This is a genomic window from Staphylococcus sp. FSL W8-0774 (assembly GCF_038006785.1).
Taxonomy (GTDB): domain Bacteria; phylum Bacillota; class Bacilli; order Staphylococcales; family Staphylococcaceae; genus Staphylococcus; species Staphylococcus pasteuri.
Genome location: NZ_JBBOVW010000001.1, coordinates 249186 through 261291 on the forward strand (window position 1 = coordinate 249186; position 12106 = coordinate 261291).

At 30.9% G+C, this 12106-nt stretch carries 7 protein-coding genes; 5 read left to right on the forward strand and 2 right to left on the reverse strand.

All coding sequences use genetic code 11. The features are described 5' to 3' along the window. Positions 1-68: 68 nt before the first annotated feature. Entirely contained in the window at positions 69-2087 is a 2019-nt protein-coding gene (locus NSQ15_RS01110; protein ID WP_154873981.1) for a cell wall anchor protein, read from the forward strand. Positions 2088-2151: 64 nt separating this feature from the next. Here NSQ15_RS01110 and NSQ15_RS01115 read toward each other — a convergent pair whose 3' ends face one another. Then, positions 2152-4209 (reverse strand): amidase domain-containing protein, encoded by a 2058-nt coding sequence (locus NSQ15_RS01115; protein WP_340746878.1) that lies wholly within the window; start codon positions 4207-4209, stop codon positions 2152-2154. Between the two features lie 252 nt (positions 4210-4461). Here NSQ15_RS01115 and NSQ15_RS01120 point away from each other — a divergent pair, with 252 nt between their 5' ends. Next, positions 4462-7323, forward strand: a complete 2862-nt coding sequence (locus NSQ15_RS01120) for a YhgE/Pip domain-containing protein (RefSeq protein ID WP_070453327.1) — start codon at positions 4462-4464, stop codon at positions 7321-7323. A gap of 285 nt (positions 7324-7608) precedes the next feature. Here NSQ15_RS01120 and NSQ15_RS01125 read toward each other — a convergent pair whose 3' ends face one another. Then, positions 7609-8133, reverse strand: coding sequence for a hypothetical protein (locus NSQ15_RS01125; RefSeq protein ID WP_029055911.1), 525 nt, complete (start codon positions 8131-8133; stop codon positions 7609-7611). A 137-nt stretch (positions 8134-8270) separates the two neighbouring features. Here NSQ15_RS01125 and NSQ15_RS01130 point away from each other — a divergent pair, with 137 nt between their 5' ends. From NSQ15_RS01130 to NSQ15_RS01140, 3 genes are all read left to right on the forward strand, one after another. Next, positions 8271-9506: an ArgE/DapE family deacylase gene (locus NSQ15_RS01130; RefSeq protein WP_070453323.1), complete on the forward strand. Its 1236-nt coding sequence runs from the start codon at positions 8271-8273 to the stop codon at positions 9504-9506. A gap of 160 nt (positions 9507-9666) precedes the next feature. Beyond that, positions 9667-10230 (forward strand): immunodominant staphylococcal antigen IsaB family protein, encoded by a 564-nt coding sequence (gene isaB / locus NSQ15_RS01135; RefSeq protein WP_154873984.1) that lies wholly within the window; start codon positions 9667-9669, stop codon positions 10228-10230. A 160-nt stretch (positions 10231-10390) separates the two neighbouring features. Further along, on the forward strand, positions 10391-11914 hold the full coding sequence (locus tag NSQ15_RS01140) for a M4 family metallopeptidase (protein ID WP_070453317.1): 1524 nt from the start codon (positions 10391-10393) through the stop codon (positions 11912-11914). The last annotated feature ends 192 nt before the right edge of the window (positions 11915-12106 follow it).

Genomic DNA, 12106 nt, shown 5'->3' on the forward strand with positions numbered 1-12106 from the left:
TTTATAGGAGTTTGTTATATAATAAAAACAAATTTAAAATTGCTAATCGGCTAAAGGAGATTGAAAACATGAAATATAAACAAACAAATAAAGTCAGCATATGTTTGAAACTATCTTGTTCAGCGCTTTTAATCAGTGGCTCAATGATTGGATATGGTTTTACAAATAATATGAAAGTCCAAGCAAAGGATTCATCATCTTATAGCACACTTGAATCGAAAGAAGAAAGTTTGCAAGGTCAAATCAAAAAAGCTAAACATGACATTAAACAACTCAGCCATTTGAATGAAGAAAAACAGCAAGATTATCTAGAACAATTGGATGACGTGACTGATAATACTAATTTGGACAAAATTATTAAAAATGCTAAGCAAGAAGATACAAAAATAAAAACAATAAAGAAACAGACTGCTAAGAGTACTGAGAATGAAAAATCAAATTCACAAGTAAATCATTCCAGTAATACTGATGATAATAAAGATGTGACAGAGAATTTAGACAAAATGTTAAAGGATTTAGACATTTCATCCTCGAAAGTTGATAATAGTCAACTAAGTGAAGGAGATTCCTATTCCGATAATGATAAAGATGTAACCGAGGAACAAAATCAACAACTTGATAAAACGAATTCAGATGATAAAAAGGGCAATATCATCGATGATTTGGATAAAATCAAACAAGATGCAACAATAAATGGCGAAGAAGATAACAACAATGATCAACTGGAAAAAGTTGAACCATCAAACAATTCTAAGAAAGTACAATCCAATCATAAAGAACAAACGAAGAGTAATTTGCAAAAGCAAAATAATGTTGAAGATAAAGAAAATCAAACATCATCTCAAGTTCAACAATTAATCAAAGATACAAATTCAGAGAGTACTAATAATAAAGCTAAAGATAAAGTGAATGATGTTACTAAAAAGTTAGAAGGCAGCGACAAAATTGATCATGATATTTCTAAAAAATTAGCTGAAAGTCATGCAAATAATGGTCAATATTTGAATAATAAACAAGATGCCTTAAAGCAATTAGAAAATAATGTTAATCAACAAAGTGAATTATCTACTCAAAGTAAAAAGGAATTGAAACGAGATATTCGTCAAACTCAAAATCGTACAAATCAACAACGTGATTTAATACTTGATGAGCTCAATAACTCTAAAGACAAAAATAAATCAGTTAAAGCGATATTAAATAACGTTATGAGCCAAAATGAAGCGAATCAAACACTGAAAAAAATACAAACCAAAGGTCGATCAGATGAACAAATCGCTAATCAAATTGCAAAACAATTTGATAACTTATCCCATACTTCATCAGATAACATTTTAAAATCAATGCTAGACCAGTCTAAAGATAAGCAACAATTGATTAAACAATTACTTTCTACCCGATTAGGTGACAAAGAAGCAGAACGTATCGCCAATCAACTAGCAAATGGAAATTTAAATAATCAACAAATTATAGATCAGTTAAAACAGCAAATTGATAAACAAGGGAACGTCACTGCAGATGATATCTTAAATGACGTATTAAATAATGCTAAAGATAAAAGACAAGCCATTGAAACGATATTAGCCACTCGTATTGAACAAGGAAAAGCCAAAGTGTTGGCAGACATCATTAATCGTATTCAAACCGATAAAGCGAGTACGTTAGACTTAATTAAATCTGCAATTAACGGTAAAGCAAATGACTTACTACAATTACAACATAAAGTTGATAGTGCTAAGAAAGATTTAGATTACATTATATCTCCTATTAAAGATAGACCGAGTATCTTTGATAGAATCAATCAACATTCGAATAATAATAATTCAAGCTTATTGGATCAATTAAATTCAGGACGTAGTTTATTGGATGGAATTGAAGATATACCAACACCTACACCAGAAAAGGGATTGACACTAGGTTCTGGAGATGGTCTGTTAGAAGGGTTATTTAATGATGACGGTAATCTATCATTACCAGAAGCAGGACAAACAATCAAACAACACTGGATGCCAATTTCAATTGTTGTTGCATTATTCGGGGCAAGTCTTATTTGGATAAGCAGACATAAACGAAAACATCATCAACAGTAACATCAAAATAAAAATGGACGAGGCAAATTTAATATTGTCTCGTCCATTTTTTTATAGTTTGAAATTATTTACCAGTAATATAATCAAGTTGTGAAGCGTCACTCGCATCAATTGTTCTATATGAAATGACACCTAATCCTTTAACATTAGATTCTGAGATAATAATTGAACCATCTGAATTAACCTTTTCTACAAAAGCTACATGGCCATATTGTGTGTCTGCACCTAATTGACCAGCTTCAAAAACAACAGCAGTGTGCTTTTTAGGTGTAGATGATACATGGTAGCCTTCTTTTTCTGCACGGTTATTCCAATTATGAGCATCTCCCATATTATTATGGATATATTCATTAAATTGTTTCATACGTTGGTCTACATACCAAGTACATTGACCTTGCGGATAGCCAGCACTACCTTGACTTTCTTCGAATGGTTTGAAACTTGATTGTGACTGATCGTCATTCTTAATAGAATGATTATATTTATCTAAACTTGGCATTTTTTTCTTATCAAAGTCAGTTAAATGATAATGTTTAATAATACTATTTAATTTTTTAGCATAGTTTGGATCAGTGGCATACGTGCGTGATAAGTGTAATGTTGCTGACTGATATGTAGATGCCTTACTTTTCCATGTCGGTTGATAAATTGTTGGATTACCATCGATACCACCTTTAATTAAATTAGCATAATCTTCTAATGAAGCTTTGGTATTAGGGTATTTACGGAATCCAGCTGTTATATTATACATACTATTTGAGCTATCAGCTTCTAATGTGTTAAATGAAACAGATTGACCATGATAATCGCCTTTAATTCCAAATAAATTGAAGTTAGGTTTTTGGGCAAGCGCACTGTTACCTGAGTCAGATTCTAGGATTGCTTGTGCCATCATAACCGAAGCATAAATATCTTCTTTTTGGCCTATTTGATGTGCGTCTTTGGCGATAGATTTTATAAAGTCTCTTGTGTTTTTACTATCTACAACATTGATATCCCCATCTGTTAAATGACCATCTTGTAATGTTGGTAATTGTTGGAATAGACCAGTTGAACGTGTATTAGACTTTTTAAAATCACTTTCAAATGATTGTGCTGGTTTCGTCTTGTGTTTTAATTCGTCAGGTGTTGGTAATTGAGGATTCTTGATATCTTGTTGTGTATCGTCTTTTTGTTGTTCTTCTGAATGATTCTCATCGCGAGTTTCTTTCTTTTTAGAAGATTGATATTGGTTTTGTGTCTTCGTTGCATCTTCACTATATTCATCTAAAATAGAATCAATCGCAGAATCTGAGATACTTTGATTTGATGAATCAGTATTATCGTCATTCTTAGTATTTGATTGACTTGAATGGCTTGTGTTTGAGCTTTGAGATGCATCATCATTTGTTTCTTGTGTTGCATTATCAGAATCATTGTTATCATGATCTGTTTGATCATCATTTGATGTAGTTTGATCGTTTTGATTATTGTCATCTTGTTCTAAATTGTTATTAGATGATGCGTTATCTAAATTGCTTTTACTTTCGTCACTCGTTACATCATCGTTAGTATCTTGATCATCGGAATTTTGATTATCTTTCTCTTCATCGCGAGTTGGTTGTTCATAGTCTGAAATATCAGTGTCAAAATGAAATAGATTTTGAATTAATGTCGTTAAACTAAAACTATTGTCATATTTATCTGGTGACCACAAACGATTGAAATCAGATTGTGAAAAAGATAATCCATCATAAAATTGATTGATAACATTAGTTGGCTGATGGGATTTTTTATAATTATCATCAGTGACAGATGTTTGTGTAGAATGATGTGATGAATGATTCTCTTCTTTTGATTGATTATTTTTAGAATCATGACGTGAAGATTTATTTTTAGCTTCTTTATCACTTTGAGAGGTATCATGATCTTTGTCTTTATCTTCTTCGTCATTATTATCATTTGTTGATGAAGTAACTTGACCACTCTTTTTATCAGCATTACTTTGAGATTGAGTGCGTTGTGAAGATGACGAATGTGTAGGTGTTTGATCATCTTCAGCATGGGCTATGGGTGCTGTTGTTAGAGATGGCACGATTAAAGTAGTTGAAAGTAAATAAATTAAGAATTTGTCTTTAGACATCTATATTAAGCTCCCTTGAAAATTTAAATATTATTGTGCTATATACCTTGAATTTGATATAATTTAATTTATGGCATTTATAGTTGATACATATCAACGAATTATAATAACCTAACAAAATGTATTATACTAACCTTTATAAGAAAAATAAATTGTTTTTAGAAAAATGTAAAATAACATTTGATAAAATGAGTATAAAGACTGTGACAAAATAGGTAGAAAAGTTAATAAATTGTTTTTAGGAGTGTGACAATGAAAAACGCACTGAAACTGTTTAAAACGGATTTAAAGAAAATTGCTAAGACACCGGCAGTTTGGGTGATTTTAGCAGGTTTAGCTATATTACCTTCATTTTATGCTTGGTTTAACTTGTGGGCAATGTGGGATCCGTATGGTAATACTGGACATATTAAAGTGGCAATTGTTAATGAAGATAAAGGTGACAAAGTAAGAGGAAAAGAAATTAACGTCGGTAACAAAATGGTACAAACACTTAAGAAAAATGATAGCTTTGATTGGCAATTTGTAAGTCGAGAAAAAGCTGATCATGAAATAAAAATGGGGAAATACTATGCAGGCATATACATACCAAGTAAGTTTACACACCAAATTACAGGTACTTTAAGAAAGCATCCTGAAAAGGCGGATGTTGATTTCAAAGTTAATCAAAAAATTAATGCTGTAGCTGCAAAACTAACAGATACAGGTTCTTCGATGGTAGTAGAAAAAGCCAATGAACAATTTAACCAAACTGTGACCAAAGCGTTACTTGCAGAAGCAAATAAAGTAGGATTGAAAATTGAAGACGAAGTACCTACAATTAATAAAATTAAAAATGCAGTGTACGCAGCTAATAAATCATTACCAGAAATAAATAAATTTAAAGATAAAATTATCTACTTAAATGACCATCAGGATGACCTTGATCAATATGCGAATCAATTTAGAAATCTTGGTAATTATAAAGGTGATATTTTAGATGCACAAGAAAAACTCAATCAAGTCAATGCATCAATTCCTGCATTAAACGAAAGGGCAAAATTAATTTTAGCTTTAAATAATTATATGCCTAACATTGAACGCGTCTTGAATGTTGCAGCGAATGATGTACCAGCACAATTCCCTAAAATAAATAAAGGGGTATCTATTGCAGGACAAGGTATTGATGAAGCAAACGATCAATTGACTGATGCTAAAGGATTTTTAACTCAAGTTCAAAATAGAGTTGGTGATTACCAAGACGCAGCTGGACGAGCACAAAATGCTAATAATAATGTGAACCAAGACTTACGACAACAAACTAATACAAGTCAACAGAGTGCACATGGTAAACAGCATGATGAAGGACATAGTTATAATTCAAATATTAAAACGAAATCATTGAGTACATCTGGTAATAATGAAAATAGTAATTCTAATGAGTTTGTTACTTCAAATGATGTGAAATCAATGAATACTGCATTGACTGAATCGTTATTATCACTATCCAATATGAGTGATGTACAAGCAAACGCATCACAAAAAGATATGGATGCGCTGAAAAATGTATCTTATGGTATTTTGTCATCAGATAAGCCATCTGAGTTTAAAGAACCATTAGATAATATTAAATCAAGATTAGAAAATGCTACAAAATATAATCAACAATTTATCGATATCTTATCAGAACTTGAGAAAAATGAAGATGTTGATTTGTCTAAAGAAATTAAACAAATTAAATCTGCAAACAATCAATTGAACAAACAATTAAGAACTACAAATCAATTAATCGATGCATTATCAAATGGAAGTTCTGGTAAAGCAGAAGCGGTTAATGTATTAAAAAATATCAAAGATACAAATAGTGCATTAAGTCAATTCCGTACGTATATTAAGAAAGAATTAAATCAAAACTTATTAAACATCTCAAATGACATTACTTCACAATTATCTGAAGGACAACAAACATTATCAAATGTACAATCTAAATTAAATTCAATTAACCAAGTGATCAATTCAGGTCAAAGTATTTTAGATAGCGGCCAAAAACGAATTGAGCGTATTCAAACAGTATTGCCTAGCATTGAACAAGCATATATTAATGCCATGAAAACAGCGCAAGCGTATTTCCCAACTGTGAAAAAAGATGTTGGTAAGGCTGCAGACTTTGTGAGAAATGACTTGCCTGGATTAGAACAACGCTTAGCTAATGCAACACAATCAGTAAATGATAATTTACCATCATTGTTCAGTAGGTATGATAATGCAGTTAATCTACTAGATAAAAATCAACCTAGAGCTAAAGAAGCATTGTCTAACTTAGCTGACTTCTCTGAAAATAAATTACCAGGCGTTGAAAAAGACTTGAAAAAAGCAAATAAAATTTTCAAGCAATTGGATAAAGATGACGCTGTTGATAATTTAATCGATACTCTAAAAAATGATTTGAAAAAACAAGCTGATGTCATTGCTCATCCAATTAATAAAAAGACAACAGATGTCTTCCCAGTTAAAGATTATGGATCAGGAATGACGCCATTCTACACTGCATTATCTATATGGGTAGGTGGGTTATTGATGGTGAGTTTATTATCAGTAGACAATAAACATGAATCATTGAAACCGATACTCACACCACGCGAAATTTTCATGGGCAAAGCAGGCTTTTTCTTCTTATTAGGTATTGTTCAATCATTAATTGTATCTATAGGAGATTTGGTAATATTAAAAGCAGCTGTTGAATCACCATTATTATTCGTAACGATAGCAGTGTTCTGCTCGTTAGTATTTAACTCAATTATCTATACATGTGTATCGTTATTAGGAAATCCAGGTAAAGCAATTGCCATTATTTTCTTAGTATTACAAATTGCAGGCGGTGGCGGAACGTTCCCAATTCAAACAACGCCTAAATTCTTCCAAACGATATCACCGTACTTGCCATTTACTTACGCTATTGACGCTTTACGTGAAACAGTAGGAGGTATTGTGCCTGAAATTTTAATTACAAAAGTGATTATTTTAGCAGCATTTGGATTAGCGTTTATAATTATAGGTGTAGTACTTAAACCGATTACTGATCCTCTAATGAGAAAAGTCTCAGCTAAAGTTGATGAAAGTAATGTAACCGAATAATAACAATTAGATTCTAGCACTTAAGACAGTTAATTAATGTCTTGGTGCTAGAATTTTTTTGTGATTTTCTTAAGAGAAGTTACTTGCACACAAAATCATTTTTAAATAATATTATAATATATTAATATAATTCATTGATATGAAGATAATAAGTGATGATTTTGATGAAATAGTTAGCGCTAAGTGGAAAGATTGAAGTGAGATTTAATTAAAATCAAAACAAAAAAGGATTAGACATTCAGCTCATTGAGCCTGTGTGAGAATGACCTAACCCTATTTCTTATTTTATTCTGATTTGTTCTGTTTATTTGAATTACTACTGTTATTCTGCGATGAGTGATTCGCATTTTGGTTAGTAGTTTGTCCATTGTTAGCTTTAGGAGTTTCTGTACTCGTATTAGATTGATTTTGTTTCTTAGATGCTGATGGTTGTTGTGAACGAGTTGGTTGATTACTACTACGTTGTGAAGATTGTGCAGGTTGTGTTGATTGTTTGGCTTGTGTTGATTGATTTTGAGACGTTTGATTATTATTTTTATTTGATTTTTGAATCGTTTGTTGACTAGCTGAACTATTAGAGCGTGTATTACTTGGTTGTTGAGACGATGAAGGCTCAGTTTGAACAGGCTCCTGCTGTTTAGTAGTTGTTTGTTTTTTATCTTTAGAGTCTTTCTTTTTATCTTTGTCTTCAGTTTGATGATTTGTTTTGTGATGTGATGATTTATTTTGATGAGTTAAAGCTGCGAAAACAGAAAATCCTAATGCTATTACAAGTGCTAAAACGACAATACTTGCTAATATTTTTTTCAAAAGCATATCCTCCATTAACTTCGATGATAATTAATTATATTATAATCAATTTTCTGAATAAGAACATATCATTTAATTATATTTTTAATGAAGAATGTTAATTGACTTCAAATATGATAGGAAAGAAAGTGAAATTTATGGCCGTATTAACTAACGAAGAAAAGGTAAAAATTTTATCAGATATTGTATCTATTCCTACAGTTAATGATAATGAATTAGAGGTAGCGTTGTATTTACAGCAATGTCTTAACAAATATAATATTGAATCTGAAATAGACAGAGTATCAGATAAACGTGCAAATCTTATTGCAACAATTGGCTCAGGAAAGCCAGTAATTGCAGTTTCAGGTCACATGGATGTTGTACATGAAGGAAATCATGAGGAATGGACATCGCCTCCATTTGAGTTAACAGAACGAGATGGCTATTTATACGGTAGAGGTGCTGCCGATATGAAATCAGGACTAGCGGCATTAGTGATAGCAATGATAGAAATTAAAGAAAGTGGCCAATTACCTAAAGGAACAATTAAATTATTAGCAACTGCTGGAGAAGAAATGGAACAAGCCGGATCAGAGCAATTATATCGTAAAGGTTATATGGATGACGTAGATGCACTAGTGATAGCTGAGCCATCATATCCAAGTATTGTATATGCACATAAGGGTTCTATGGATATTAGAATTACATCTAAAGGTCGTTCGAGCCATAGTTCAACACCGTTTATGGGAGAAAATGCGATCACACCACTGATCGAATTTATTCAAAATATTAATAAAGAATATGAAGAAATCACTCAAAATATAAAAGGTACAGCATTAAACTATGGTAATATGGTCGACCAAATGGCTAGTCAGTTACCTAGTTATGTTAGTAAAGAAGAAGTGCAAACTAGAATACAAGGTCTTGTTATGACAAATAGCATCATTAAAGGTGGCACTCAAGTAAATTCAGTTCCAGATTATGCAACTGCTGAATTTAATATTAGAACGATTCCTGAATACAATAATGAAAAAGTTAAAGCTTTATTTGAAAAATATATCAACATGGCAAATGATAAAGGAGCAAAATTAACGCACGACATATATTTAGATTTGGATCCTGTAGTGACTACTGGAGACAATCGTTTGTTTAAATTAGGACATCAGTTAGCGACAAATTACTTCAATCAATCAGAATTAGTGATTACACCAACTGTTGCAGTTACAGACGCATCTAATTTATTAAAAGGTAAAACAGATGCTTTTCCATTTTTAATGATTGGACCAGGAAAAGGACCTCATCAAATCGACGAGTGTGTAAATAAAGCGGATTATTTAAAATTCATAGACTATTATATCCAACTGCTAACTACATATTTAGAAGAATGTTAAAAATTAATTATGTTTACAAGTGTTTTATGTTCATCAACAATTTGAATATTACAAATATGTAATAACAACTGCTTTTAATTGTATGTCTTTGACCGATAGCGTATAATTTAGAAGTCTCATTGAGAGACATAGTAACAGATAAAGAAAGTGAGGTACTCTCATGAATAAAAAGACTAAAACAATTATTGCGTCTACATTAGCTTTTGGAACATTATTAAGTGCATCAGCGAGTGCGACGCCAGTTGTAAATACTACTGCTCATGCAGCAACTACACAACAACATAATGCATATTATACTTATAAAGGTGACGCAGGCTACGATGCAAAATTCGTATTAGATAAAAACTTCAAAAATGCTATCAAAGCTCAAAATGTAACATTTAATGGTATAAAAATTGCATCAACAAATTCAACAAAAAATATTGTTAAATCAGATCAATTATTCCGCCAATATGATAAAAAAACTAAAAAGGCTTCACTAGTTGATATTCCATTGAAAAAACAATTGAAGCTAACTGATTTACAAAAATCATATGGTAAAGATTTGAAAAAAGTAAATAATGGTAAAAATAATAATACTGGTATCTATTATTACCAACCTAATAAAAAAGGTGAAACAGTATGGTTTGACTCTTCTAAAGGTAAAATTGACCGTATAGTAATTGGTTATGAAAAAACTAAAGTAGCTGTAAAAGAAGATAAAGCTATCAAAAAAATTAAATAAAATAAGATTTTTTACAGACGTCATATATTAAATGACGTCTTTTTTATTGTGTTTTATAAAGAATATTCAAAGTATTTTATGAAATTTGCATTTACTTTTTTGAAAAATATAAATATTATTGGGGGAGATTATAAATTTTGTGAATAAATGGAGGAGTTCTATGAATAAAATTTCAAAAATTGCTATTTCAGGCATCTCATTATTAACATTAAGCAGTTCTATTTATAGTGGAAATGCCGATGCTAAGATCGAACAGTCATCAACTAAAAGTAAAATAGAAATTACAGAAAAACATAAAGCATTCCAAGCATTAAAAGTATTACCTAATGATAAAAATGCGAAAAAACAATATAAACATTACAAAACTGTTGAGGTGAAAACTGACCAATTAGGTTATACACATTACACTTTACAGCCAAAGTTTAAAAATACATATGTGCCTGATAGAGAAGTTAAAATACATACAGATCAAAAAGGGAAAGTAGTTCTTATAAATGGAAATACGAGTGGTGGTGAAATTAAGCCAAGTAATAGTATTGAAATTAATAAAAACGAAGCTCTGAATAAAGCATTCGAATCTATTTCTATGTCATCAAATAAAGCTAAAAACTTTAAAGATAATGTTGTTAAAGAGAATAATATCCAAATTAGTGGTCAACATAATAAATATGTTTATAATATTGAAATCGTAACAACATACCCTAAAATATCTCACTGGACTATACAAGTAGATGCCCAAACAGGTGAGGTCGTTGATAAATTAAATAATATGCAACATGCTGCTACTAAAGGTACAGGCAAAAGTGTACTAAATAAAAACAAAAAAATTAATATCAATAGTCAGAAAAAAGGATATGCACTGCAAGATGTGACACATCAAGGTGAAATTTCAGCTTATGACTATAATGATAAATCAGGTGATTCGAAACTAATGACTGATAAAGATAAAAACTTTGTAAGTCAGTCCCAACGAGCTGGCGTAGACGCTAATGACTATGCTAAAGACGTTTACGAGTATTATAAAAATAAATTTGGGCGAGAATCTTATGATGATAAAGGAAGTACTATCGATTCACTGACACATGTTAACCAATTTGAGAATGAAGACAATCGAAATAATGCTGCATGGATTGGAGACAAAATGATTTATGGTGATGGCGATAATGAAAATTATTTACCATTCTCTGGTGCTAAAGATGTTGTAGCACATGAAATTACACATGGAATCACCCAAGAAACAGCGGATTTAGTATATGAAAATCAACCGGGAGCCTTAAATGAAAGTATTTCTGATACCTTTGCATACTTTATTGATAGTGATAACTTTTTAATAGGTGAAGATATATACACACCTAATGTTAAAGGCGATGCACTTAGAAGTATGTCTAAACCTGAACAATATGATCAACCATCTAATATGAAACATTATTCAAAAACTCAAGAAGATAATGGCGGAGTACATACCAATTCTGGTATACCTAACAAAGCTGCGTACTTAACTATCAAACGTATTGGTAAAGATAAAGCAGAACAAATTTATTATCGAACATTAACACAATATCTTTCTTCAAATTCTGATTTTGAAGATGCAAAGAAATCATTACATCAAGCAGCACTTGATTTATATGATAAATCCACTGCAGACAAAGTAAATCAATCATGGGAAGATGTCGGCGTTGAATAATATTTATATAGTTAAAAGCTTTTCATTGTGAATGAGACAATGAAAGGCTTTTTTAATATACGTCACACTTAGGTTTGTCTTACGGTAGACATCGAGTAGTCTTAATTTCAAAGTAAAAACAAGAAGATATAAATAAATAGATTAACTTGCTTGAAATGTAGAAAATTATTTTTGAAAGATAATAATATGATT